The 24,254-nt window shown below is 66.3% G+C and carries 22 protein-coding genes; 5 read left to right on the top strand and 17 right to left on the bottom strand.

The window, feature by feature from the left end; genetic code table 11:
* The first annotated feature begins 63 nt into the window (after nt 1–63).
* Together IEX41_RS20740 and typA are read left to right on the top strand one after the other, a co-directional pair.
* Nucleotides 64–393, top strand: a complete 330-nt coding sequence (locus IEX41_RS20740) for an SMR family transporter (protein ID WP_188792120.1) — start codon at nt 64–66, stop codon at nt 391–393.
* A 66-nt stretch (nt 394–459) separates the two neighbouring features.
* Nucleotides 460–2,277 carry a translational GTPase TypA gene (gene typA, locus IEX41_RS20735; protein WP_188792119.1) on the top strand — a complete coding sequence of 606 codons (1,818 nt, stop codon included), beginning with the start codon at nt 460–462 and terminating at the stop codon, nt 2,275–2,277.
* Between the two features lie 273 nt (nt 2,278–2,550).
* Here the strand turns inward: typA and IEX41_RS20730 are convergent, their stop codons facing one another.
* Nucleotides 2,551–3,216: an alpha/beta hydrolase gene (locus tag IEX41_RS20730; protein WP_188792118.1), complete on the bottom strand. Its 666-nt coding sequence runs from the start codon at nt 3,214–3,216 to the stop codon at nt 2,551–2,553.
* The gene (locus tag IEX41_RS20725) at nt 3,213–3,875 is read right to left on the bottom strand and encodes a DNA-3-methyladenine glycosylase family protein (RefSeq protein ID WP_229673423.1); all 663 of its coding nucleotides are present in this window, start codon (nt 3,873–3,875) and stop codon (nt 3,213–3,215) included. The genes IEX41_RS20730 and IEX41_RS20725 overlap by 4 nt, the downstream gene beginning before the upstream one ends.
* 111 nt (nt 3,876–3,986) lie before the next feature.
* On the opposite strand from IEX41_RS20725, the gene IEX41_RS20720 reads away from it, so the two are divergent.
* Nucleotides 3,987–5,201: an MFS transporter gene (locus tag IEX41_RS20720; RefSeq protein ID WP_188792149.1), complete on the top strand. Its 1,215-nt coding sequence runs from the start codon at nt 3,987–3,989 to the stop codon at nt 5,199–5,201.
* A gap of 34 nt (nt 5,202–5,235) precedes the next feature.
* Here the strand turns inward: IEX41_RS20720 and IEX41_RS20715 are convergent, their stop codons facing one another.
* The 14 genes from IEX41_RS20715 to IEX41_RS20650 all read right to left on the bottom strand — a co-directional run bounded on the left by IEX41_RS20715 (nt 5,236) and on the right by IEX41_RS20650 (nt 22,282).
* A complete protein-coding gene (locus IEX41_RS20715; protein ID WP_188792117.1) occupies nt 5,236–6,012 on the bottom strand; it encodes a phytoene/squalene synthase family protein in 777 nt (258 codons plus the stop codon).
* A complete protein-coding gene (locus IEX41_RS20710) occupies nt 6,012–6,722 on the bottom strand; it encodes a class I SAM-dependent methyltransferase (protein ID WP_188792116.1) in 711 nt (236 codons plus the stop codon). The genes IEX41_RS20715 and IEX41_RS20710 overlap by 1 nt, the downstream gene beginning before the upstream one ends.
* A complete protein-coding gene (gene cimA / locus IEX41_RS20705; RefSeq protein WP_188792115.1) occupies nt 6,722–8,344 on the bottom strand; it encodes a citramalate synthase in 1,623 nt (540 codons plus the stop codon). The genes IEX41_RS20710 and cimA overlap by 1 nt, the downstream gene beginning before the upstream one ends.
* Nucleotides 8,345–8,528: 184 nt before the next feature.
* Complete coding sequence (cysS, locus tag IEX41_RS20700) at nt 8,529–9,938, bottom strand: cysteine--tRNA ligase (protein WP_188792114.1); 1,410 nt, start codon at nt 9,936–9,938, stop codon at nt 8,529–8,531.
* A gap of 159 nt (nt 9,939–10,097) precedes the next feature.
* On the bottom strand, nt 10,098–11,030 hold the full coding sequence (locus IEX41_RS20695; protein ID WP_188792113.1) for a DMT family transporter: 933 nt from the start codon (nt 11,028–11,030) through the stop codon (nt 10,098–10,100).
* A gap of 292 nt (nt 11,031–11,322) precedes the next feature.
* Entirely contained in the window at nt 11,323–12,483 is a 1,161-nt protein-coding gene (mltG, locus tag IEX41_RS20690; protein ID WP_188792112.1) for an endolytic transglycosylase MltG, read from the bottom strand.
* Nucleotides 12,484–12,487: 4 nt separating this feature from the next.
* Nucleotides 12,488–13,744: a beta-ketoacyl-ACP synthase II gene (fabF, locus tag IEX41_RS20685; RefSeq protein ID WP_188792111.1), complete on the bottom strand. Its 1,257-nt coding sequence runs from the start codon at nt 13,742–13,744 to the stop codon at nt 12,488–12,490.
* Between the two features lie 94 nt (nt 13,745–13,838).
* Nucleotides 13,839–14,639: a glycosyl transferase gene (locus IEX41_RS20680; RefSeq protein WP_188792110.1), complete on the bottom strand. Its 801-nt coding sequence runs from the start codon at nt 14,637–14,639 to the stop codon at nt 13,839–13,841.
* 324 nt (nt 14,640–14,963) lie between these two features.
* Nucleotides 14,964–15,545 carry a cytochrome b/b6 domain-containing protein gene (locus IEX41_RS20675; protein ID WP_188792109.1) on the bottom strand — a complete coding sequence of 194 codons (582 nt, stop codon included), beginning with the start codon at nt 15,543–15,545 and terminating at the stop codon, nt 14,964–14,966.
* 394 nt (nt 15,546–15,939) lie between these two features.
* Nucleotides 15,940–17,106, bottom strand: a complete 1,167-nt coding sequence (locus tag IEX41_RS20670) for a M20 aminoacylase family protein (RefSeq protein WP_188792108.1) — start codon at nt 17,104–17,106, stop codon at nt 15,940–15,942.
* A 100-nt stretch (nt 17,107–17,206) separates the two neighbouring features.
* The gene (locus IEX41_RS20665) at nt 17,207–18,550 is read right to left on the bottom strand and encodes an NAD(P)/FAD-dependent oxidoreductase (protein ID WP_188792107.1); all 1,344 of its coding nucleotides are present in this window, start codon (nt 18,548–18,550) and stop codon (nt 17,207–17,209) included.
* Nucleotides 18,547–19,740, bottom strand: a complete 1,194-nt coding sequence (gene argE, locus IEX41_RS20660) for an acetylornithine deacetylase (RefSeq protein ID WP_188792106.1) — start codon at nt 19,738–19,740, stop codon at nt 18,547–18,549. The genes IEX41_RS20665 and argE overlap by 4 nt, the downstream gene beginning before the upstream one ends.
* A gap of 324 nt (nt 19,741–20,064) precedes the next feature.
* The gene (locus IEX41_RS20655) at nt 20,065–21,351 is read right to left on the bottom strand and encodes a homoserine dehydrogenase (RefSeq protein WP_188792105.1); all 1,287 of its coding nucleotides are present in this window, start codon (nt 21,349–21,351) and stop codon (nt 20,065–20,067) included.
* Between the two features lie 622 nt (nt 21,352–21,973).
* Entirely contained in the window at nt 21,974–22,282 is a 309-nt protein-coding gene (locus tag IEX41_RS20650) for a hypothetical protein (protein ID WP_188792104.1), read from the bottom strand.
* A 109-nt stretch (nt 22,283–22,391) separates the two neighbouring features.
* Between IEX41_RS20650 and IEX41_RS20645 the strand changes: the two genes are divergently transcribed.
* Nucleotides 22,392–22,991 (top strand): TetR/AcrR family transcriptional regulator, encoded by a 600-nt coding sequence (locus IEX41_RS20645; protein WP_188792103.1) that lies wholly within the window; start codon nt 22,392–22,394, stop codon nt 22,989–22,991.
* Nucleotides 22,992–23,208: 217 nt separating this feature from the next.
* Here IEX41_RS20645 and IEX41_RS20640 read toward each other — a convergent pair whose 3' ends face one another.
* Nucleotides 23,209–23,625 (bottom strand): c-type cytochrome, encoded by a 417-nt coding sequence (locus IEX41_RS20640; protein ID WP_188792102.1) that lies wholly within the window; start codon nt 23,623–23,625, stop codon nt 23,209–23,211.
* Nucleotides 23,626–23,705: 80 nt separating this feature from the next.
* On the opposite strand from IEX41_RS20640, the gene IEX41_RS20635 reads away from it, so the two are divergent.
* Entirely contained in the window at nt 23,706–24,137 is a 432-nt protein-coding gene (locus IEX41_RS20635; protein WP_188792101.1) for a DMT family transporter, read from the top strand.
* Nucleotides 24,138–24,254 lie beyond the last annotated feature (117 nt).

Raw genomic sequence — 24,254 nt, 5'->3', positions numbered from 1 at the left:
CCGCTCTGGCATTCGGTACAGATCCCGGCCACAAGGAAGGCACGGACCCCAAGGATAGCCCCAATGCCCTATCTCATCCTCGCCCTCGCGGTCGCTGCCGAGACCATCGGCACCGCCGCCCTGCAGGCCAGCCAGCAATTTACCCGGCTCGGGCCGTCGATCATCGTGGTGGTGGCCTACGCAGTGGCATTCTGGCTGCTGGCCATCGCGCTCAAGACCTTCCCGGTGGGCATCGCCTATGCGCTCTGGTCGGGCTTTGGCATCGTGTTCATCGCCATCATCGGGCTTGTGATGTTCGGACAGCGCCTGGATCTGCCCGCAGTGCTCGGGATCGGTCTCATCCTTGCCGGAATCCTCGTCATAAACCTGTTTTCCAAGACCTCGGGACATTAAGGGGCTGGCCTTTTGTGCCCCATGACGGTAGGCGGTGCCGCGATACACCCCCTAAAAGGCACTCCCATGGACCTTCGCAACATCGCGATCATCGCCCACGTGGACCACGGCAAGACCACGCTCGTCGACGAACTTCTCAAGCAGTCGGGCGCCTTCCGCGAAAACCAGGCCGTCGCCGAGCGCGCCATGGACAGCAACGACCTCGAGCGCGAGCGCGGCATCACGATCTTTGCCAAGCCGACCTCGGTCGAGTGGAAGAACACCCGCATCAACATCGTGGACACCCCCGGCCACGCCGACTTCGGCGGCGAGGTGGAACGCATCCTGAGCATGGTCGACGGCGTCGTCCTGCTGGTGGACGCGGCAGAGGGCCCGATGCCCCAGACCAAGTTCGTCACCTCCAAGGCGCTTGCCCTCGGCCTGCGCCCCATCGTCGTACTCAACAAGGTCGACAAGCCCGATGCGGAACCCGACCGCGCGCTGGACGAGTGCTTTGATCTCTTCGCATCGCTCGACGCGGATGAAGACCAGCTCGACTTCCAGCACATGTATGCCTCGGGCCGCAACGGTTGGGCGGATGCAGAACTGGACGGCCCGCGCAAGGACCTGTCGGCGCTGTTCAACCTCATCGTGAACCACGTGCCTGCGCCCAAGCAGATCAAGCACTACGATGACGACTTCCGCATGCTGGCCACCACGCTGGGCTCGGACCCGTTCGTCGGCCGCCTGCTCACGGGCCGCATCGAGACCGGCCGCGTCAAGGTCGGTCAGACGGTTCAGGCGATCTCCCGCATCGGCCAGAAGATCGAACAGTTCCGCGTCACCCGCGTGCAGGCCTTCCGCGGCCTCGCGCAGGCGGACATCGACGAAGGCCTCGCGGGCGACATCGTCTCCCTCGCCGGCATGTCCAAGGCGACCGTGGCAGATACCATCTGCGCCCTCGCCGTGGACGAGCCTCTCGACGCGCAGCCGATCGATCCGCCGACCATCACCGTGACCTTCGGCATCAACGACAGCCCGCTGGCTGGCCGTGATGGCAAGAAGGTGCAGTCGCGCGTCATCCGCGAGCGCCTGATGAAGGAAGCCGAAGGCAACGTCGCGATCAAGATCGCCGACACCCCCGGTGGCGAGGCCTTCGAAGTGTCTGGCCGCGGCGAACTCCAGATGGGCGTTCTGATCGAGAACATGCGCCGTGAGGGCTTCGAGCTGTCGATCTCGCGTCCGCAGGTCATCATGAAGGAAATCGACGGCAAACGCATGGAGCCGATCGAGGAAGCCACCATCGACGTGGACGACGAGTACTCCGGCGCCGTGATCGAGAAGCTCACCGGCAACCGCAAGGGCGAGCTGGTCGAGATGCGTCCCGCCGGCGCAGGCAAGACGCGCATCATCGCGCACGTCCCCTCGCGCGGGCTGATCGGCTACCACGGCGAGTTCCTCACCGACACCCGTGGCACCGGCGTTCTCAACCGCGTGTTCCACGGCTGGGCCGAGCACAAGGGTCCGATCCCGGGCCGTCGCGCCGGCGTGCTGATCTCCATGGAGAACGGCGAGACCGTGGCCTACGCTCTGTGGAACCTCGAGGATCGCGGCAAGATGTTCCTTGGTGCCCAGGCGCCCGTCTACACCGGCATGATCATCGGCGAGCACAGCCGCGAGAACGATCTCGAGGTGAACCCGCTGAAGGGCAAGAAGCTGACCAACGTCCGCGCCTCGGGCACGGATGAAGCGGTCCGCCTGACGACCCCCATCACGCTGTCGCTGGAAGAGGCCATCGCCTACATCAACGACGACGAACTGGTGGAAGTGACCCCGAACGCAATCCGCCTGCGCAAGCGCTACCTCGATCCGAACGAGCGCAAGCGGATGTCGAAAGGCCAGTGAGCGCCCTGCAGACGGAGCGGCCTTCGCCCCGGTAGACTGAATGATCAAAGGCCCCTGCAACGCGCGGGGGCCTTTTTCGTTGGGCAGCTTGTGCTCTTGACCGGCTGCAATCCGGCGTCACGGTTGCGCCGGTTGCGCCGGTTGCGTATTTGAAAAAGAGAAGAAGATGAAAAAAGCGCCCGGCCTTTCGGCGGGGCGCTCCTTTACAGGGGGGTGGTCCCTGGGGCGATCCGCCCTTCACGACTGGGCGGCGCGTATCAATCCTTTGGCGGATCAGAACCCGCACTTGTCCCGCAGAAACGCCAGCGCCACGCCAAGGCCGTCAGGCGCAATTCCGTGCGCGGTGCCCTTCTGGATATGCGCGAAGACTTCCTTCCAGCCCGCGCCCTGCAGCGCCTCGGCGGCAGCGGGCAGCGATTCCACCGGCACCACATCGTCCTGGTCGCCATGTACCAGGAGAACCCGCGGGCGAGACAGCGCCTCGTCGGCCAGAAGGTCAGGCTGCAGCAGCCGCCCCGAAAAGCACACCAGTCCCGCAAGCTCATCCTCGCGGCGCGGCGCCGCTTCGAGCGCCATCATGGTGCCCTGCGAGAAGCCGAAGAGTGCCACCTGCTCGGGCAGCAGATCCTCGTCCACCATCAACGCATCGAGGAAAGCGTGCAGGTCCTCGAGGGCACGCGCCATGCCCTGCATGCTTGCCTCTTCCGACGACCCGTCGAGCCAAGGGATCGGGAACCACTGGAACCCCATGGGCGATCCCGCGCACTCCTCGGGCGCATCGGGCGCCACGAACAGCGTGTCCGGCAGATGCTCGGCCAGCGGATCGGCCAGCCCCAGAAGGTCGGCCCCGTTGGCGCCATAGCCGTGCAGGAAGACCACGCAGGAGCGTGTCTCGCCCGAGGCCGCTTCTTTCCGGCCGGTTTGCAGAACGCGCGTCATAGGATCCCCTCTCTGTTCTTCGCCACATGGTAGTAGGCCCAGAGCGCGCGCGCCGCAACCGACCTCCAGGGGCTCCAGGCTTCGGCCATCTCGCGCAGCGCCCGCTCCTTGGGGCGCTGCGGCAGATCGAAGAGCACCCGGGCCGCCTCCTGCAAGGCCAGATCCCCAGGGGCAAACACATCCGCCCGCCCGAGCGAGAACATCGCGTAGATTTCCGCCGTCCAGACCCCGATGCCCTTCACCGCCACAAGGGTCCGGACGACCTCTGACGTGGGTGCGCTGCGCAATGCAGCAAAGTCAATCCGCGCATCCGCCAGCGCCTTGGCATAGTCCGCCTTTTGCCGCGACAGGCCAAGCGCCCTCAGGTCCTCGGAGGCGGCGGCACGGACCGCCTTCACCTCCATCATCCCGGCCGCCTGCAGCCGACCCGTGATGGCACGCGCCGAGGCGACGCTCACCTGCTGGCTGACGATGGCCGAGAGCAGCTCCGCGAACCCGTCCGGCCTCAGCCGCAGCGGCAGCGGCCCGGCAAGCGCCAGCGCATGTCCGAACCGAGGCTCCACCCGCGCGAGCCACGCCGCCCCCTCCGCCACGCAAGCGTCGCTGGCAATGACCCGCCCGATCCCGCGATCCGCATCGGCTTGTAGCACTGCGCCCACCCGTCTTCTCGTTCCAAATACGCCCTTCGGGAGCAACGCCCCCGCATGCGCGACACCATGGCATGCGCGCGCCTCTTGCCCAATCCGGATCTTGCGCCTACCGATACCGGCATGACCGCCCAGACACTCCCCTCCGCAAGACGCAACGTCACCGTCCTCGTGCTCGCTCAGGCGCTTCTCGGGGCGCAGATGCCGATGATCTTCACCATCGGAGGGCTCGCCGGGCAGTCACTGGCACCCAATGCCTGCCTCGCGACGCTGCCGATCTCGCTGATCGTGCTGGGCTCCATGCTGGCCGCGACGCCGGTTTCGGCGATCATGCAGCGCTTTGGGCGGCGCACGGGGTTCCTGATCGGCACGGCAGGGGGCGCGCTTGGCGGGGCGGTCGGGGCCTGGGGGCTCTACACCGGGTCCTTCGTGATCTTCCTGCTGGGAAGCCTGCTTACGGGCATCTACATGTCGGCTCAAGGGTTCTACCGCTTCGCCGCCGCCGATACCGCGTCTGAGGCGTTCCGCCCCAAGGCAATCTCCTACGTGATGGCGGGAGGGCTGGTGTCGGCCATAATAGGCCCGCAGATCGTCAAGCTGACGGCAGATGCCTTCGTGATCCCCTTCCTCGGCACCTATGGCGCGGTGATCGTGGTGAACGTGGTCGGCGCGCTGCTGTTCCTCTTCCTCGACATCCCCAAGCCTCCCGCCCCGTCGGCGGATGCACCGAAGGGCCGCAGCCGGCGCGAGCTACTGGCCACCCCGCGCATCGCCGTGGCGGTGATCTGCGCCATGGTCAGCTACGCGCTGATGAACCTCGTGATGACCTCGACCCCGCTCGCCGTAGTGGGCTGCGGCTTCGACACCGGGGATGCGGCGAACATCGTCACCGCCCATGTGCTGGCCATGTACCTGCCATCCTTCTTTACGGGCCATCTGATCGCCCGCTTCGGGGTCGAGAAGATCGTTGCCATCGGCCTCTTCATCCTCGCCTGCGCCGGGGGCGTGGCGCTTGCCGGCGTCGAGCTCGAGCATTTCTTCGTGGCGCTGGTGCTGCTGGGGATCGGCTGGAACTTCGGCTTCATCGGCGGCACCGCGATGCTCGCCGGTGCGCACAGGGCCGAAGAACGCGGCCGGATGCAGGGCCTGAACGATCTTCTGGTGTTCGGCGGCGTGACCATGGCCTCGCTCGCCTCGGGCGGGCTGATGAACTGCTCGGGCGGCACCGCGCAGCAAGGCTGGACCGCGGTAAACATGGCCATGACACCGTTCCTGGTCCTTGCGGGCGGCGCGCTCATCTGGCTTGTGCTACGTCCCGCAGAGCAACCTGCCGAATGAGGAGCCCCAAATTCCTTAAAAAGGGATTTGCCGCCTAGATCCGACCGCCCATCGCCACCCGGGCCAAACTGAACCGGCGCCGGAATTCAGACAGCGACAAGGTGCCATCGGCCACCCGCCCTGGCTCGCGCGCGGCCAGCTTCAGCAGCGGCCGCGCCTGCCAGCACGAGATCAGCGCCGCCCGCGCCGGACGCGAGACGCCCGCAAGGCCGGCCCGTGCCCGGTCGAGCCGCGCAAGACCATTCTCGGCCAGCGCCACGATACCCTCGGGACGGCCATCCACGAGAGGCACCCGTCCCTTGCCCTCGAGCTCGGGCACCGCGCGCAGGAACTGCACCAGTCCCGCCGCATAGCCTGCATCCCGCGCCACCGCTTCGGGCATCGCCCCGAGCGCCCGCCCGGCGGCAAGCACCAGGTGCCCCGAGGTTTCCTCGACATAGCGCGAGAAATGCTCCGCATCCTCGAAGGCATCGCGATAGACATCCCAGCGCCGCGCCCCGACCAGCCGGTCGAGCAGCTCTGCACCTTTGGCATCCAGCACGGCTGAGAGAGGCGTCACCACCTCATGGCGGCGAACCACCTTGCCCTCGCGGATCTCCTCGAGTGCATCGCGCCACCACTGCAGACGCATCTCTGCGATCATCGTCTCCTGCGTCACCCAAGGGGCACGAGCCACCTCCACGTTGAAGGCGTAGATGGGAAACAGCACCGCCCGCGCCTCCACCGGCGCCGCCATGGTCGCGGCAAAGCGATCCGGGTCCCCCCGCTCCACGAGCTGCGCGCAGGCGGTAAGATCAGCATCGAATTCCATCAGGCAGCCCTCGCCAGCACAAGCAAGTAGGCAATCCGGTCCGGCGCCTTGTGCCAGAGGGAAATCTCGCGTTCGGCGGCCTCGAGCACCGCAGCCATGGCGGCATCGGCCCCCGGCTTCAATGCCTCGATCCGCCGCGCCAGCCCGTCATAGTAGCGCCCCCAGGGCAGGCCGATCACATGACGACGGTCGACCACCTCGAAACCGGCCTGCGCCACCTGCGCCTCCAGACCCTCACGCCGGGTGATGGCCGGGTACTCCTGCCAGAATGCGGCAACGGCCTCGGGCTCGGCATCGCTCAGAAGCACCGGATGCGAAAAGGCAACAACGCCGCCCGGTGCCAGCGCCCGGCTCCATCCCCTCAGCCCCTCTGTCACGCCAAGAAAATAAAGCGCGCCTGCGCACCAGATCAGGTCAAACGGCCCCTCCAGCGCGCCCATGTCGCCCACCCGAACATCAGCCCGGCTCCCGAGCCGGTCGCGGGCTTCGGCCACGAGATGCGGCATCGCGTCCACGCCCTCGAGCCACGCATCCGGCAGCGCTGCGGCAAGCGTCTGAAGGTCCGCACCAGACCCGCAGCCCGCATCACATACCCGCAGCCCGCCACCAAGACCCAGCCGTGCGACGGCCCAGTTGACATCCTGCGGCTCTCCCGGTCCCTGCCGGTCGAGCCCGGTATAGAGCGTCACGAACTCCGCAGGCAGTTCCATCAACCGTCCTTCCCACAATCGCGGATCAGCTTCCAGCGCACCGCGTCGAGCAGCGCTTCGAAGGAGGCATCGACTATGTTCGCGCTCACCCCGACGGTCTGCCAGCGCCGCCCCGAGCCGTCCTGGCTGTCGATGATGACCCGGGTCACCGCCTCGGTGCCGCCTTGGGTGATGCGGACCTTGAAGTCCACCAGCCGCATGTCGTCAATCACCGACTGGTATGGCCCGAGGTCCTTGGCCAGCGCCTTCGACAGCGCGTTCACAGGGCCCCGGTCATAGCCTTCGTTATCAAGGCTGTCGGACACGGAGAGCTTCTTCTCGCCATCCACCTTCACGACCACGACAGCCTCGGACAGTGACACCATCTCGTCACGCTTGTTCTTGCGCCGCTCGATGGTCACCCGGTAACGCTTGACCTCGAAGTACTCGGGCATCAGCCCAAGCTCCTCGCGCGCAAGGATTTCGAAGCTGGCCTGCGCGGTGTCATAGGTATAGCCCTGCGCCTCGCGCGCCTTGATCCGCTCGAGGATGCGCCCGAGGGCCGGTTCACCGGGGGCCACCTCGAGCCCCGCCTCACCCAGCCGCCGCCGCAGGTTCGATTGCCCCGCCTGGTTGGACATGGGGATCACCCGGCGGTTCCCCACGAGCGCGGGATCGATATGCTCGTAGGTGGTGGGATTCTTGAGGATCGCGCTCGCATGCAGCCCAGCTTTGTGGGCAAAGGCCGAACTGCCCACGTAGGGTGCCTGCCGCATGGGCACGCGGTTGAGCACCTCGTCAAGCATCCGGCTCACCTGTGTCAGCCCCTCGAGCGCCTCAAGGCTCACCCCGATCTCGAAGCGCGACGCGTAAGGCTCCTTGAGCAGCAGGTTCGGGATCAGCGTGGTCAGGTTGGCATTGCCGCAACGCTCGCCAAGACCGTTGAGCGTCCCCTGAACCTGCCGGACCCCCGCATCCACTGCCGCCAGCGTCGCCCCCACGGCGTTCTCGGTGTCGTTGTGGGTGTGGATCCCCAGGCGGTCACCTGGGATGCCTGCCGCGATCACCTCGCGCACGATGAGGTAGATTTCGTGCGGCAGCGTTCCGCCATTGGTGTCGCACAGCACCAGCCAGCGCGCCCCGGCGTCAAGCCCCGCCCGAAGGCACTCCAGCGCGTAGGAGGGGTTCGCCTTCCATCCGTCAAAGAAATGCTCGGCATCCAGCAAAGCCTCGCGCCGCTGCGCCACGATATGAGCCACCGAGGCGCGGATGTTCTCGACGTTTTCCTCGAGCGTGATGCCAAGCGCTTCGGTGACGTGGAAATCGTGGGACTTGCCCACCAGACACACCGCCGATGTCCCGGCATTGAGGACCGCCGACAGCACGTCGTCATTCTCGGCCGACCGCCCGGCCCGCTTGGTCATGCCGAAGGCGGTCATCACGGCGCGGGTGCTCGGCGCCTCGTCGAAGAAGGCACTGTCAGTGGGGTTGGCCCCTGGCCAGCCACCCTCGATGTAATCCACGCCAAGAGCGTCGAGCGCTGCACAGATCTTCAGCTTTTCGGCGGTAGAGAACTGCACCCCTTGGGTCTGCTGCCCGTCCCGAAGTGTCGTGTCGTAAAGGTAAAGCTTCTCGCGCGTCATGGCCGCCTCCCGTCAAGCGGCATCCGCGCCACCAAGCAGGCCGCGCCGAAAAACGCCGCCCCCCGGTCCACCGCCGCCATTGTTTCCTTTGACCTCAAATATCCTCGGGGGGGCTCGGCCTGCCCGAGCGGGGGGCAGACAGCCCCCCTCCGCCCTGTGCCGCGGGCGCGAAGATCAGACAGCATCACAGCCCCTCCAGCTTGGACGCATCGAACCCCGCGCCGGGCAAAAGCTCCACTCCCGCCTTCGACATCCGCACCTCGACCCCGGCCTCTACCAACGCCGCCTTGAGCCGGTCGACCTCGGAGAAATCCTTGCTTTCCATTGCCGCGGCCCGCACGGCGGCAAGCCTGTCCGCCAGCCCAGTCAGATCCACACCACTCTCTGCCCATGCGCCCTGATCTGCCCCAAGAAGGCCCAGTAACTGACCGCCCGCCGCAAGACCAGCCACATCGCCGACAGAGGCCAGACGGTGCAGTTCCGCTATCGCCCCGGCGGTATTGAGATCATCCGCCACGGCTGCAAGCACCGGCTCAGGTACCGCGCCAGCCTCGGCACCGTCGATAAGCCCGCGCCACTTGCGCAAGGTCGCGGTCGCCTGCTCCACCTTCTCCGCCGTCCAGTCCATTGGCTTGCGATAGTGGGTGGAAAGCATCACGAACCGGATCACCTCGCCCGGCACGCCCTGATCGAGCAGATCGCGTACGGTGAAGAAGTTGCCGAGGCTCTTGGACATCTTGCGCCCTTCCACCTGCAGCATCTCGTTGTGCAGCCAGACATTCGCCATCACCTCCGAGTGGTTGGCGCAGCAGCTCTGGGCGATCTCGTTCTCGTGGTGCGGGAAGGCCAGATCCCCGCCGCCACCGTGAATGTCGAACACGTGCGGCTGACCAAGGGCCGCGTCAGACAGCCGCCCCGCCTCGAGCGGCGCGCGCCACAGAAGGTCTTCGGCCATGGCCGAGCATTCGATATGCCAGCCCGGACGCCCCCGGCCCCAGGGGCTGTCCCAGCCGGGTACCTCGGGATCGGACGGCTTCCACAGCACGAAATCCATCGGATTGCGCTTGTAGGGCGCGACCTCGACTCGCGCGCCGGCGATCATGTCATCCACCGACCGGCCCGACAGCGCGCCGTAGCGCTCGAAGCTCTCCACCGAAAACAGCACATGCCCGTCCGCCGCGTAGGCATGACCTGCCTCGATCAGCCCCTCGATCATCGTCACCATCTGGCCGATGTACTGCGTGGCGCGCGGCATGTGATCGGGCTCGAGAACGCCGATGGCCCCCATGTCGTCAAGATACCACTGCGCCGTGCGCGCGGTCAGGTCCGAGATCGGCTCGCCGGTCTCCATGGACCGCGCGTTGATCTTGTCATCCACGTCGGTGAAATTGCGCACATAGGTGACATGCCCAGCGCCATAGACCTCGCGCAGGAGGCGGAACACCATGTCGAAAACCACCGCGGAACGGGCGTTGCCCATGTGGGCGCGGTCATAGACCGTGGGGCCGCAGACATACATGCGCACGTTGCCTGGATCGATGGGCCTGAACGGCTCCTTCCTCCGGGTCCGGGAGTTGGTCAGCTGGATATCCATGGCGCGCTCCTTCGCACGAAGATCGCGGCGGGAGTAGCAACTCTGTCAGACGAAGGAAATAGAGGACCGTCCCGCCAATGGTGTCAGGCGGTAATGCAGCAGATCGAAATGATGCGCAGCGAGTTCATGCGGCCCCGATAGCGCAGCGGTATGGGCGGGTCAAGGACGCGGTGGACCGGATGGCTCGGCGGCTGAGGAACCACTTCCGCGCAGTGGCGCCTTTCGCCGTATGGGCAGCACCTCGAGCAGCCCCGCCACCACCACCAGCGCGCCGCCCAGGATCTCGAGCGGTGCAAGGTGTTCCCCGGCCAGAAGCGCCGCAGAAAGCGCGCCGACAAGGACCTCGGTCTGCATGAGGATCCCCACGCGCGCGGGGTCAAGCCTCAGCGCCGCCCACATCAGCGCGGCAAGGGATACGCCCCACCAGAGCGCTCCGGTGAACAGCGCGATCAGCAGCAGCGGCAGCGATGCGCCCGTGTCGGGCCACGGCTCGAAGCCCGGTGCAACCGCACATGCGGTCAGCGCCGCACCGATGGCAAAGATGAAGGTGGCCGGCATCGGCCCAAGTGTCGATTTCGCCCGGATGCCCGTCGTCCCGAGCGCCCAGAGCATACCTGCCACCAGCGCCATCCATTCCCCGGCCCCGCGGGGCAACGGCAGCTCACCTTCGGCCCCCAGCATGACCAGCAGGCCAAGAAGACCCACCCCGATGGCCACCATGCGAAGCACCGGCACCCTCCAGCCCATCAGGAGACGTCCAAGCAGGACACTCCAGACCGGAGTGAGAAAAAACAGAAGAATGATGATCGCCACCCGGCTATACACCAGGCCGACCGAATAAAGCGTGAACCCCGCCCCACCCACGAGCAGCGCGGCAAGCGTCGGCCAGCCTGCCGAACGGATCTCGGACCAGCGGCGCAGCGCTGGTAGCGCGGTGACCATCACTGCGGCGCAGGTGGCCAGCACGGTGCCCCAGCCGCCGGGCATGCCACGGTCCACCATGGCGCGCACCGGCAACCAGTAGAGGCCCCACAGGACGCCGGTGGCAAGCACCGTTGCGGTCGCGATCAGCAGGACTCGTTCATGGGTCATGCCCGGACCGTGGCAGAGCCTGCCCCAAACCCCAAGACCTGTGGACCCGCAGCCACCGACAAATGTGTCACCACGCCTGCGCCTTGATCAGACAAGCGCCCTACGGCGTCCATAGGATCACGTCCCAAAAGCGACCGACCGGCTTCTTGGGCGGCCCCGACCCCAACATGCCGCCCCGTGCCCACACCTGGCCAGCCGGCCCACACCTCTGCCAGGATGGCTGCACGGCAGAGGCAGCAGGAAAACAAAAAGGCGCCCGAAGGCGCCTTTCCGTGGTCGTGTCTGCGGCGGCTCACTGGTTGGCCCGCTCCGCCTCCAGCCTGCGATAGGCGGCGACGTTGGAGTTGTGTTCGTCCAGCGTGGCGGCGAAGTTGTGGCCGTCCGACGGGTTCAGCGTCTTAGCAACGAAGTAGACGTAGTCGCTGTCCGCCGGGTTCAGTGCCGCCTCGATGGCAAGCCGCCCGGGGTTGGCGATGGGGGTCGGCGGCAGCCCGTCGATCACGTAGGTGTTGTAGGGTGTTTCGGCCCGCAGCTCGGACTGGCGGATGCCCCGGCCCAGAACACCCTCGCCATTGGTGATGCCGTAGATCACCGTGGGGTCGGTCTGAAGACGCATGGACCGTTCGATCCGGTTGACGAAGACCGACGCCACGAGGAAGCGTTCCTCGGCGTTGCCCGTCTCCTTCTCGACGATGGACGCCATGGTCAGCGCTTCCTGCGGATCGGCATAGGGCAGATCGTCGGCGCGGTTGGACCATGCCTCGGCCAGGATCAGCTCCTGCGCCTCTTCCATGCGGTCAATCAGCGCCTCGCGGGTGTCACCGGGGACGATCTCGTAGCTGTTGGGCGCAAGCGCGCCCTCGGCGGGCGGCTCTTCGACCTCGCCCTCGAGGATGTCCACCTGCCCCAGCTCGTTCACCACCTGCCAGCTGGTCACGCCCTCGGCCAGTGCCACGCGGAATCGCGTGCCGACCTCGTCGCGGAAGGCGGCGTATTCCCCAGGGTAGGGCTCGGCCGGATCAAACTCCAGCACTTCTTCGTAGCGGCCCGCGCCGGTGTCGAGCTCGCGCACCTGCACCAGCGCCGAGTTGACGCCGATCCGGTAGACCACCTCGGTGCCACAGGTCGACGCACCGCCACGGGTGACGATGTCGGTGATCTCGGTCATCGAGGCGTTCTCGGGCACAAGGTAAGAGCCGGCCTTCAGCAGGCTTGCCTTTTCCCTGTAATCCGCCCCGAGGCGGAAGATCACGCCGGACGAGATCGCCCCACGTTCCTCGAGGTCGTCGGAAACGCGGGTGAAGTTGCTGCCGCGCTGGACCTGCAGGCAGATCGGCGCCTCGAGTGGGCCTTGGGCACTGTATTCGTTCTGCGCCCAGAGCAGCACCCCCCCGCCAAGGAAGATGATGACCACGAAGAAGGTCAGCGCGTTCGAGGCGATATTGCGCCACATGAGGTCAGTCCACCTTGCCGAAGATCACGCTGGCGTTGGTACCACCGAAGCCGAACGAGTTCGACAACGCGTAGCTCACCTTGCGTTCACGTTTTGCATTGGGCGCCAGGTCGATGGGGGTTTCCACTGCCGGGTTGTCGAGGTTGATGGTCGGCGGTGCCACCTGATCGCGGATCGCGAGAATTGAGAAGATTGCCTCGATCGCCCCGGCAGCGCCCAGCAGGTGCCCGGTGGCCGACTTGGTCGACGACATGGTGACGTTGGCCGCGTGATCGCCCAGCAGGCGCTCTACCGCGCCAAGCTCGACGGTGTCGGCCATAGTCGAGGTGCCATGAGCGTTGATGTAGTCGATGTCAGACGGCGCCAGCCCGGCGGATTTCAGCGCCGCGCGCATCGACCGCTCGCCGCCTTCGCCATCCTCGGAGGGTGCGGTGATGTGGTAGGCATCGCCCGACATGCCGTATCCCAGCACCTCGGCATAGATCTTGGCGCCGCGCGCCTTGGCGTGTTCGTATTCTTCGAGCACCACGATGCCCGCGCCCTCGCCCATGACGAATCCGTCGCGGTCCGCATCATAGGGACGGCTGGCCTTGGTGGGATCGTCCGCGCGCTTGGTCGACAGCGCCTTGCAGGCGTTGAAGCCCGCGATGCCGATCTTGCAGATCGCCGCCTCGGCGCCGCCCGCGACCATCACGTCCGCATCGCCGTACTTGATGAGGCGCATGGCATCACCGATGGCGTGCGCGCCGGTGGAGCAGGCAGTGACGACCGAATGGTTCGGGCCCTTGAAGCCGTACTTGATCGACACCTGGCCCGAGATCAGGTTGATGAGCGCGCCGGGAACAAAGAACGGCGACACGCGGCGCGGGCCCTTCTCGGCCATCATGACGGCGGTGTTGGCGATGGAATTGAGGCCACCGATGCCCGACCCGATCAGAACGCCGGTGCGCTCCAGATCTTCCTTGTCGGTAGGCGTCCAGCCGGAATCTTCGACAGCCTGCTGCGCGGCGGCAAGGCCGAACAGGATGAAGGTGTCGATCTTGCGCTGTTCCTTGGGCTCGAGATAGGCATTGGCGTTGAACTCACCATCACCCTCGCCCAGCGGCACTTCGCAGGCATAGGTGGTGACGAGGCCTTCGGTATCGAAGCCCTTGATCGGGCCCGCGCCCGACTTGCCTGCAAGGATACGCTCCCAGCTCTTCTCGACCCCATCGGCCAGCGGCGTGACCAGCCCCAGCCCGGTTACAACGACGCGACGCATGCCTGTGCCCTTCCTCGCTCGGATTCCGTAAAGATTTTTCGTGGCCTCGCTCTTACCGCGCGGCGGGCTCCGGGGGCAAGCCTAAGCGACGCCCTCAGGCCCATTCCGGGCCGAGATCCGCCTTTGCGCGATCGATCCAGTGATCGCGCAGCCAGTCGCATGGCTTGGAATGGCGGATCAGAGACCCGTTCCAACCCTCGAGCGCATCGGTCATCTTGGGCCGACCGTGGAAACAGACCACTTTTGCCTCCTCAGGCAGGCGCGGCGCGTGCAGCCAGTTGCCGGGGAACGGGTTGCAGTCATACTTGAAGGAAACCACCCAATTGTCCGGAATATAAGTGAAAAGATCATGGTCCATGGCCTTGTGGCTGGTATAGCGCTGCTCGGACCCGCGCGCCCGCTCGACCTCGGCATAGGGATTGCCGGCAAGATCCTCGTAGAGGAACCCATGCCGCGCCGGATCGAAACGAAAGACCGAGCCGTGCCCCGTGGGCCGGCCCTTGCGCTTCTCGGTCCAGTCGTGGCGCATGGCCACGGTGCCGGGGGCAAGGTCGTGGATTTCGTCAAGCGAGCCGGTGATCACCACGTCGAGGTCGAAGCCAAGGATCGGCCCCTCGAGGTCCTCGATCAGTCCGGGACGGAACAGCGACACCTTGCGCATCGCCCCTTGCCGGTTGGCCACCGCAAGCGCCGCCGCCATGGGCTCGGCAAACGGCTCCACGGGCAGAGGCAGAACCTCGATGTCAGGGTGCAGCCCTTCGGCATGCTCGGTCATGCACAGGAACCGAACAGGGCGCGCGATGTTGCGCCGCACGCCGGAATAAAGGCGATTGACGTATTCCGGGCCAAACAGCGTGCCCCACTTGATGCAGATGATATTGGCGCGGGTCGTCACGCGGGAGCCTCCAAAGGTTGTCCTTGCAGCCCCCTTACCGCAATCCGAAGCGTATCACCATCCCGGCCCATTGGCTGCGATCAAACGCCCGTCCTGCCAAAGCCCCTGAAAAGGCTTAACGACGTCTTTTAACGCCCGGGTTCCCGCTTCGCGACACGAGGGCCCCAATCATAACAGGCAGAGCAGACGCGCTGAACGGGGCCCGCTCAGCGCCGCCCCTCGACACGGCCATCTCCGGGTGATCGAAAGCGGAAACCGCCCACAGCTTCCTCTCTTTGAAAAGAGGCAACCTTGCGCTGATGCCGGCTGCCCGAGACCAGAGGATCAGCGCCGCCGCCCGGTCACCATTGGTGTCACGAGGTCTTCGTGTTTCCAGCGCCGATAGAAAATGATGGCCGCGATGTGGACCAGAACCATCACCAGCAGGATCGTGGACAGCGGCTCGTGCAGATCCAGCGCCGCTTGAGTCACGTCATAAGGCACGTACTGCGCCCATGGCCCGACATTGACGTAATCCTCGGGGTCCGACACCAGCCCCGACAGCACCTGCAGCGCCAGCACCATGAGCACGCCGATCACGAACAACGCCCCTACCGGGTTATGTCCCCAGGTCCGCGACGGGCTACGCTTTGGCAGGTCCTTCGCATAGCGCGCCACCGCCGCCGGCCCCCGAACGAAGCTGGCGAAGCGCGCGGTCCGCGGCCCGACAAAGCCCCAGACGATCCGCAACACCACGATACCGCCCACGGCGTACCCACCCCAGAAATGCAGTGTCATGATATCGGGGCCGAACTTGGCCATGCCCCAGGTGAAGGCAAAGGCCACGACCAGCGCCCAGTGCAGCACCCGCACCACCGGATCCCAAAGCTGCCCTTCGGCGGAGGTGTCGGACATCTGTGCACTCATGGGGCGGCTCCCGGGGTCTGGCTCTCGTTGCGTCACCCCGATCCTGCACGGCTCATTGCAACAGCCGCAAGACCCCGGCGTGACATATGGTTCAACTGGAGGTGAGCGCCCGGCGTGCGGCGCGCCGGGGAATGGCACGACCTGCCGTTTCCTCTCTTTCAAAATATGCACGGGTGCGCCGCCAAAGCCTTCACTACGCCCGAGACCCGGGAAATCCCGGCACCACCCAGCAGCGCTCTGACCGCCACAACGACGAAGCAAGGGCGACTATCACGCCTCTGAGGAGCAGACCAAGAGATGGTCAGGTTTGAACAGGCCCGGCTTTTCGTCGCCCAGCCTGTTCCGACCTTACCTCTCCTGAGCGAACCTCTCGAGGCCCGCAGCAGGCGCGGCGTCAGCCCACCGGCATCCGGCGCTCGACGATCTCGGCCCACCACGAACAGCCTGCCGGGATGGCATCGTCGTTGAAGTTGTAAGCGGGGTTGTGCACGTCCGCCGTATCGCCATTGCCCACGAGGATATAGGCCCCGGGGCGCTCTTCGAGCATGTAGGAAAAATCCTCGCCGCCCATGGTGATCGGCGCGTCGCGGTCGCAGGCGCCCGACACCGCCTCGGCCACGTCGGCGGCAAAGGCGGTCTGTTCCTCGTGGTTCACCATGGCCGGGTAGCCGGGAATCCAGCGAACCGCCCCCTCGCAGCCGAAGGTCGCGGCGGTACCGGTGGCCACGGCCTTGATCCGCTCTTCGCCAAGGGCGCGGTTTGCCTTGGACATGGTGCGCATGGTGCCGCGCAGGGTGACATGCGCCGGGATGACGTTGAACGCCTTGGAGGAGCTTTCGATCGAAGTCACCGACACAACCATCTGGTCGTCGGGGTCGGAGTTGCGGGACACGATGCTCTGCAGCGCCGTCACCACATGGGCCGAGGTCACCAGCGGGTCGGTCGCCTGGTGCGGTTTCGCCGCATGGCCGCCAACGCCGGTCACCGTGATCTCGAACTGGTCCGTGGCGGCAAAGAAGGCGCCGGGCCGAATGGCGAACTGCCCCACCGGCACGCCGGGCCAGTTGTGCATGCCATACACCTCCTGGATGCCGAAGCGCTCCATCATGTCGTCCTCGCACATGAAGCGCCCGCCACCGCCGCCCTCCTCGGCGGGTTGGAAGATCACCACCACGGTGCCGTCGAAATTGCGCGTCTCGGACAGGTACTTGGCCGCCCCCAGAAGCATCGCCGTATGGCCGTCATGCCCGCAGGCGTGCATCGCGCCAGGCGTCTTCGAGGCGTACTCGAGGCCCGTCTGCTCGTGGATCGGCAGCGCGTCCATGTCGGCACGCAGACCGACGACCTTGCCCGAGCCGCTCTCGCGCCCCCGGATCACACCGACGACGCCGGTGCGGCCGATGCCCTCGACCACCTCGTCGCAGCCGAACTCGCGCAGCTTGCCCGCGACCACCCCGGCGGTGCGGTGCACCTCGAAGAGGATCTCGGGGTTCTCGTGCAGATCCCTGCGCCAGGCGGTGATCTCGTCGTGCAGCTCGGCGAGGCGGTTCTTGACGGGCATGGGGTCGCTCCTTGTTGGTCGGGAAAGCCTGCCACGCTTGCAGGCATTGCTTCAAGACGGGTCTTCATGACTCCACGTCAGGACTTGGCGTCAGGATGGCTCAGAGGTTGGGGCCCGTCACCAGTTTCGATCCGTCGGAAAACCGCCCCAGCCGGAACCGGGTCATGTCGTGGCCCGGATCACGCCCCTGCACCATGTCCGCAAGGACGCGGCCAAAACCCGGCCCGATGCCAAACCCGTGTCCGCACATGCCGGTGGCCACGGTCAGCCCCGGCAGCGCCTCCACATGGTCCACCACCGGCACAACGTCAGGCAGCACGTCGATCATACCAGCCCAGCTCGCGGCCAGCGGCACCTCGCCCATTTGCGGAAAATGCCGGGCAAAGGCGTCGCGGGTCTGCGCCACCTTCGCGGCGTTCGGTTCTGGCGACAGGATCCGCATCTGCTCGAAGGGCGACACCTCGTCGTCGCGCCAGCGCCTGGGTGTGCCCCAGGCGTCCGGATAGCCTTTCGGGGCCAGCGCCCGCAGACGGATGTCGAACTCTCCTGAAACCGCAAGCGGCAGGTACGTCTTCAGCGCGCGGAAACTGTCGGGGCCGATGAAAAGCTCGGAAAAGGCCGAGGGCGCAAGGGTGTAGCCCCCGTCGGCGCGAGGACGAAAGGCAAGCTGGTCGTCCACGGCGGCGGTGGACACCGCCTGCGGCAGGCGTTCGGTCGCCATGGCGGTCGAGCGCACCGACAGCTGCGGGATCGCAACCCCATGACGGCGCAGGAACAGCGAGGACCACGCGCCCCCTGCCAGCACCACCTTGTCGCAGGCCACACGGCCCTTTTCGGTCACTACTCCGGCCACATTGCCGCCGACCGTGTCGAGACCACGCACCGCGCAATGCTCGCGCACCGATGCGCCCGCCTCCACCGCCAGCCGCGCAAGGCGAGGCACGGCGACCCACGGCTCGGCCTTCATGTCGGTGGGGGTGTGGAGCATACCGGTCCAGTCCCCCGAGCTATGCCCCAGCATCGCCCGCGTGCCCTCGGCATCGAGCAGCTCCGACGACACGCCAAGCGGTTTCGCCTGCCCCAACCAGTCCGCGAAAGAGGCAAGTTCCTTATCCGTCTTGGCAAGGTAGCCGACGCCCACGGTCTTCACCCCAAGGTCGCCGCCGCAGTCTGCATCCAGATCCTGCCAGAGCGTCTGCGCCTCAAGCGCGATGGGGATCTCGGCCATGTCACGGCCCTGCACCCTGATCCAGCCCCAGTTGCGCGAGCTTTGCTCGGCCGCCACACGGCCCTTTTCCAGCACCAGTACCGACAGCCCTGCCCGAACCGCGTAAAGCGCCGTACAGGTACCGATGACGCCGCCACCGATGACCACGAGGTCGACGCGCTCCGGCAAGGGGCCATCGTGTTCAAGCGGTCCGTCGTCACGAAAGGGAAAAATCATGCCAGCGTCTCCAGCAGGCGCTCCATGAAGGCCTCGCCCGCGTCAAGTTGCGAGATCTCGATGTACTCATCCGGCTTGTGGGCAATGTCGATGTCCGACGGCCCGCAGACCACCGCGTCATAGCCTTCGGCCTGAAAATGGCTGGCCTCGGTGCCGTAGCTCACCTGCATGACGCCGTTGTCGCCGGTCACGCGGCGTACCAGCGCCTCGGCGGCATTGTCCTCGACAGGCACAAGGGGCGGCAGTTCGAACATCTCCGACACCTCGATCCACGCCTCAGAGCTGACCGCCTGCATCCGGGTTTCCAGCGCCTTCACTTCCTCCATGAAGCGGGCGCGCCAATCCTCGATGCTCTCACCGGGGATAACACGGAAGCCCATGCCGAAGGCGCAATCGCTGGCGGTGATGTTATGGGCGGTGCCGCCCTTGATGACGCCCACATGGACATTGGTGAATGGCGGATCGAACAGTGCCTGCATCCCCGTGGGGGTCTTCGCGGCGTTCTCGGCATTCATGCGGTTGGCCCACTGGATGAGGTCCGCACCGTACATGATCGCCGACACGCCGGTGTGCAGGATCGACGAATGCACGGAGGTGCCATGCACATGCACCCAGAAGTTCACCCCGCCCTTGTGGCCGGTCACCGCCTTCATCATCGTCGGCTCGCCCACGATGACGCTTTTTGCCTTGGGGATGACGCCCTGCATGGCGCGGGCAAGATCGCGCCCACCCATGCAGCCGATTTCCTCGTCATAGCTGAGCGCGATCTGAAGCGGGGTGGTCACGCCCCGGTGCTTGGCCTCGACCAGCGCCCAGATGGCAAGCGCGTCGAACCCCTTCATGTCGGTGGAGCCGCGCCCGTACAGCCGCCCGTCCCGTTCGGTCAGGGTGAACGGGTCCGAGGTCCAGTCCTGCCCATCCACGGGCACCACGTCCGTGTGGCCAGACAGCACGACGCCGCCTCGGGCCTCGGGGCCCACATGGGCAAAGAGCGCGGCCTTGAAATCGGGCTCTGCGGGTTTGGGATGACGGTGCGCGGCGATGTCATGGCTAGCAAGGTAGCCCTCCACCCAGTCGATCAGCGGCAGGTTGCTGTCGCAGCTTACCGTGGGGAAGCTCACCAGCTTTTCGAGGATCTGTCGCGGGGTCAGGCAAGAACTCGGCCGGGTGGCGGGCACATCTGCGGGCATGGTGGACTCCTTCATTCGTCCACCAACGGTTAGCGCCCCGCCCCGCACCTCACAAGTGCGCCGCTGCGGCAGCGGCCCGGCGCGCGCCAGACCTGCCCGGTTTTAAGGCCGTTTGCCCGGGGTCGCCCGGTAGGTCTCTTTGCCGAAGGTCACCGCAATGGGCGCGTCGTCAACAACGCTGCGATGCGCCTCGGGGGCCGCCGCCAACCGCCCGAGCCGTGCGGCAACGGTCCGGGCAGCGATGCGATGCGCTACCGGACCGCCGACCGTCCCTTTTTCAGACCGCCAGTGCCCCGGCGGCCCTAGGCCCGGATCGGGCGTTGCTCAGACCGCCTCAATGCGCAGCGCCACCGGCTCGCCCACGACAACACCGGTTGCCGGGAATGCGGCCAGCGCCACGTCCAGCGCGGCGCGGGTGGTCTTGTGCGTCACGATAAGCACCGGGGCCGCTTCGTTGACGTGGTCGTACTGACGCATGCGGTGGATCGACACGCCCGCCTCGCCGAGAGCCGAGGCCACCTTGGCCAGCGCGCCCGGCTTGTCCGCCAGCGCCATGCGCAGGTAGTAGGGCGCTGGCGTCGCGGCGCGGGAATGCTGCGCCTTGACCAGCTTGCTGGCAGGGGCGCCGAAGGTGGTCACACGGGTGCCTCGGGCAATGTCCATCACGTCACCCATTACGGCAGAGGCAGTGGGCCCTTCGCCCGCGCCAGCGCCGCGCATGACGATCTGGCCCACTTGGTCCCCTTCGATCACCACCATGTTGGTGCCGCCATCCAGCTGGCCCAGCGGCGAGGTGGCGGGTACGAGGCACGGCGACATGGACTGCTCCAGCCCGCGTCCGCTCAGGCGGCAGACGCCCAGCAGCTTGATCTTGTAGCCCATGTCGCAGGCCTGACGGATGTCCTCGATGCGGATGCGGCCGATGCCTTCCAGCTCGACGTTGTCGAAATCCACCTGCGTGCCATAGGCGATCGACGACAGCAGCGCCAGTTTGTGACCGGCGTCGATGCCGCCCACGTCCAGCTCGGGATCGGCCTCGAGATAACCCAGGGCGTCCGCCTCGGCGAAGGCCTCGGCATAGGTCAGCCCGCCATTCTCCATCCGGGTGAGGATGTAGTTACAGGTGCCGTTCATCACACCCATGACGCGGGTGATCTCGTTCGCGGCGAGCCCTTCGGTCAGCGCCTTGATGACGGGGATGCCGCCCGCCACCGCCGCCTCGAAGCGCAGCACGCAATCGTTGGCCTCGGCCAGTTCCGCCAGCGCCTGCCCGTGATGGGCCAGCAACGCCTTGTTGGCGGTAACCACGTCCTTGCCCGCCTTCAGCGCCGCCTCGACCGACGCCTTTGCGGGGCCGTCCGAGCCACCGACCAACTCCACGAAGACATCCACGTCGTCCCGCGCCGCGAGCGAGACCGGGTCATCCTCCCACGCGTAGGAGCCAAGCGGCACGCCGCGGTCCTTGTCGCGGTTGCGCGCCGAGACCGCCGAGACGGCGATCGGGCGGCCCGAACGGGCCTCGAGCAGGGCGGCCTTCTGGCGGACGATCTTGACGACGCCGGCACCGACTGTGCCAAGCCCTGCAATCCCGAGGCGGAGGGGGTCTGACATGGTGCGCTCCTTCGTATTATTGGCCGTATCTGCGGCGCGGTCGAATTTCCGCGAGCCTTAGCGCCAAGCCGCTGCGGTTGCAACGGCAGCGCGTGGCGCAATGGCGCTGTTTGTGCAAAGAGAGCGTCCGGCACGTCACAGCGTGGGCAGATGAGCGGCTGAGCGCAGGTGGCGCTGAACACTGGCGGCAACATTGGTGAGAGGCTGGCTGCGGTGGGCATCGGGGAGGTCCTGGACCTGCCGGGGAACGCTGGCGGCGGTCTTGTGCCGGAGCGCCTTGCCCGGGTCACCATGGCCCTGAGGGTGCCGCCAGATGCCGAGCCGCACAGTCAGGGTTCATCTTGGCGAGCGCCGTTGGCCGAAACGGCCAAGGGGCACAGTCCATGCTGCCTTCAGGTGCGACGCTCCGTCCGTGAGCGTTGGCGGAGGCCAAAGCGAGCGCACGAGGGTACAGCCCCACCGCGAGCAAACGGACAGCAAGACAGGGACAGAGACGCGGCTTGGTGCATTGAACACGGGGCTCAGGGCTCAGGGCTCAGGGCTCAGGGCTCAGGGCTCAGGGCTCAGGGCTCAGGGTGCGATACACCAGCGGGACTGGCCAGCGCAGAAGCGAAGTTCGTGGTCAGCCGGGCTGATCGACCGCCTCGTCATAAGGCCATGTCACACCGCCCTGCATCCGGGTCCGGGTCGAAGCGGGCACAACAGGCCCCTGAAGCCGCGCCGCGCGGGCGCGCAGGCCTTCGACACGCCCCTCGATCCCCTCGCGCATCTGCGGCGTGGCGCGCGGCGCAGGCCCCGCAAGCAGGCTGTCGATGGGCAGCAGATCGGGGAACGGTGCCTGGGCGACGCCCGGCGTGCGCGCGGCCTCCAGCTCGGGGAACTGGGCACAGCCCAGCAGGGCAAGCGGAAGAAGGCAAATGGTCAGGCGCATTGGCTCGGGAACGGCTCCGGGTGTGTCGTCTTTACCCCTCTTGCCGCAAGCGGTGCCACGGGGCAAGGCTGTCGCTTGATCTGAACGCTTGTTCAGTTAAGACTGCGGCATGGCGCGCACGCAAGGTTCCCACTCCGACATCACCGGCCCCCGCATCCGCGAGGCGGCGCTAAGGCTGTTTGCCCGCCACGGCTTTGCCGCCGTGTCTATGCGCCAGATCGCGTCAGAGGTCGGAGTTCAGGCCGGGGCGCTCTACAACTACATCCCCGACAAGCAGGCGCTGCTCGCATCGCTTCTTCGCGGCCACATGGATGACCTGCTGGCGGCGTGGCAGGCCGAGGCGACCACGGGCGACACCACGGAAAAGCTCGAACGGTTCGTGCGCTTCCATATCCGTTACAACCTTGAACGGCCGGATGCCATTTTCATCTCCTACATGGAGCTGCGCAATCTCACGCCAGAGAATTTCGCGCAGATCGAGGCGCTGCGAAAGACGTATGAGTCCACCCTCGAAGGCATCCTGCGCGACGGCCACGAGGCGGGCCGGTTCGACGTACCGGACCCGGCAGTGACCACCTATGCGCTGATCGCCATGCTGACAGGGGTGAACACGTGGTATCGCAGCGCCGGCCGGCTGACCGTGGACGAGGTCTGCGACATCTACTGGACGATGACCCGCCGGATGATCGCCGCATCTTCTGAGGCCTGAGGCCGGATCTGAGCAGCGCTGCGCTCCGGGCTTTGGCAAGGCAGCCGCCGGCTGGGATCAAGTGGTGTAGTGACGGCATAGGAGCGGGCATCGCTGCCAGCTTGCCAACCGCAACCGCACCACTCATGCCGAGCCCGGCCCGATCCAAGGACAGCACGGAGCTCTGAAAACAGTGCCGGGTCACCCCTGCCCCGACACCGTCCCATGATCACCTGGCTCAGCGCGCCTGCTGCACGGATTCGAGATACTCGAGCAGCGCCACCATCTTGCGCGGCGTCGGGGTCATCACCCCGTCGCCGGTATCGAGCGGTACGAGATCGCCCTTCAGCAGTTCTCCGAACTCAGGCATCCCCGGCCCGTCGAGATCCGACCGCGCATAGCCATCAATGTAGGACAGCACCTTCGCACGAGGGAAGTTGTCCCCGTGACGCAACGCGATCAGCGTCAGGTCTTTCGGCGGCTTGGCCATGGCGCGGGCCATCTCGCCGTCGCCCTTGGCGGTCTCGCCGTGGCACACGGAACAGTATTCCATGTAAAGCGCCCGCCCGTCGGCGGCCTGCGGCATTTCTTCGGGTGTGCAGGCCACCAGCAGCGCCGCTGCCCCCACCCAAGCGCCAATCATCAGTTTTTCCATGAGTTTGCTCCCTCTGGTCCTCGTCCTGTGTCTCCGGTAGATCAGCAGGGATCAACCCTTCATTGCGAAAGTCCTGCTCCATGTCGATCCACGCCTTCACCATGTTGCTCGCCGGGATCGGCATCCCGGTGCTTGCAGCGCTGAATGCTCGGCTGGGCGGGCACCTCGGCTCTCCGGTGGCGGCGGCGGTGATCTTGTTCTGCGTCGCCCTGTCGGCGGCGGTGATCGTGCTGTTTTCGACCGACGCGCGGCCCATCGCAAAGGCGGTCACCGCACCGAAGTACCTCTTTCTGGCGGGGCTTTTCGTAGCCTTCTACATCCTCAGCATCACATTCGTGGCGCCGGTGATCGGAGTCGGCAAGGCAGTGTTCTTCGTGCTGATCGGCCAGCTTATCAGTGCCGCGGTCGTGGACCACTTCGGCCTTTTCGGCGCACGGATGAGCCCCATCACCCTGTCGCGGGCGGGCGGGATCGTGCTGATGGCTGCGGGGGTGTGGCTGGCCCAACGCTAAGCGAGGGGGCGTCCGGACGGCTCACACGGCATTGATCGTGGGCGATGACAGGCCAGTTACCGGCCAGTCTTGGGCCAGTCACGGGGCGCATGCCGCCTCCCCGCTCCGGTGCTGCAC

It is taken from the genome of Salipiger pallidus, assembly GCF_014643635.1.
In the GTDB taxonomy this organism is placed as follows: domain Bacteria; phylum Pseudomonadota; class Alphaproteobacteria; order Rhodobacterales; family Rhodobacteraceae; genus Salipiger; species Salipiger pallidus.
The sequence above is the reverse complement of the archived record's forward strand: the minus strand, read 5'-3'. Positions and strand labels throughout refer to the sequence as shown.

Coding starts and splice junctions, on each gene's coding strand:
- IEX41_RS20740 (WP_188792120.1), top strand. CDS start 64: ATGCCCTATCTCATCCTCGCCCTCGCGGTCGCTGCCGAGACCATCGGC.
- typA (WP_188792119.1), top strand. CDS start 460: ATGGACCTTCGCAACATCGCGATCATCGCCCACGTGGACCACGGCAAG.
- IEX41_RS20730 (WP_188792118.1), bottom strand. CDS start 3,216: ATGACGCGCGTTCTGCAAACCGGCCGGAAAGAAGCGGCCTCGGGCGAG.
- IEX41_RS20720 (WP_188792149.1), top strand. CDS start 3,987: ATGACCGCCCAGACACTCCCCTCCGCAAGACGCAACGTCACCGTCCTC.
- IEX41_RS20715 (WP_188792117.1), bottom strand. CDS start 6,012: ATGGAATTCGATGCTGATCTTACCGCCTGCGCGCAGCTCGTGGAGCGG.
- IEX41_RS20710 (WP_188792116.1), bottom strand. CDS start 6,722: ATGGAACTGCCTGCGGAGTTCGTGACGCTCTATACCGGGCTCGACCGG.
- cimA (WP_188792115.1), bottom strand. CDS start 8,344: ATGACGCGCGAGAAGCTTTACCTTTACGACACGACACTTCGGGACGGG.
- cysS (WP_188792114.1), bottom strand. CDS start 9,938: ATGGATATCCAGCTGACCAACTCCCGGACCCGGAGGAAGGAGCCGTTC.
- IEX41_RS20695 (WP_188792113.1), bottom strand. CDS start 11,030: ATGACCCATGAACGAGTCCTGCTGATCGCGACCGCAACGGTGCTTGCC.
- mltG (WP_188792112.1), bottom strand. CDS start 12,483: ATGTGGCGCAATATCGCCTCGAACGCGCTGACCTTCTTCGTGGTCATC.
- fabF (WP_188792111.1), bottom strand. CDS start 13,744: ATGCGTCGCGTCGTTGTAACCGGGCTGGGGCTGGTCACGCCGCTGGCC.
- IEX41_RS20675 (WP_188792109.1), bottom strand. CDS start 15,545: ATGAGTGCACAGATGTCCGACACCTCCGCCGAAGGGCAGCTTTGGGAT.
- IEX41_RS20670 (WP_188792108.1), bottom strand. CDS start 17,106: ATGCCCGTCAAGAACCGCCTCGCCGAGCTGCACGACGAGATCACCGCC.
- IEX41_RS20665 (WP_188792107.1), bottom strand. CDS start 18,550: ATGATTTTTCCCTTTCGTGACGACGGACCGCTTGAACACGATGGCCCC.
- argE (WP_188792106.1), bottom strand. CDS start 19,740: ATGCCCGCAGATGTGCCCGCCACCCGGCCGAGTTCTTGCCTGACCCCG.
- IEX41_RS20655 (WP_188792105.1), bottom strand. CDS start 21,351: ATGTCAGACCCCCTCCGCCTCGGGATTGCAGGGCTTGGCACAGTCGGT.
- IEX41_RS20650 (WP_188792104.1), bottom strand. CDS start 22,282: ATGCGCCTGACCATTTGCCTTCTTCCGCTTGCCCTGCTGGGCTGTGCC.
- IEX41_RS20645 (WP_188792103.1), top strand. CDS start 22,392: ATGGCGCGCACGCAAGGTTCCCACTCCGACATCACCGGCCCCCGCATC.
- IEX41_RS20640 (WP_188792102.1), bottom strand. CDS start 23,625: ATGGAAAAACTGATGATTGGCGCTTGGGTGGGGGCAGCGGCGCTGCTG.
- IEX41_RS20635 (WP_188792101.1), top strand. CDS start 23,706: ATGTCGATCCACGCCTTCACCATGTTGCTCGCCGGGATCGGCATCCCG.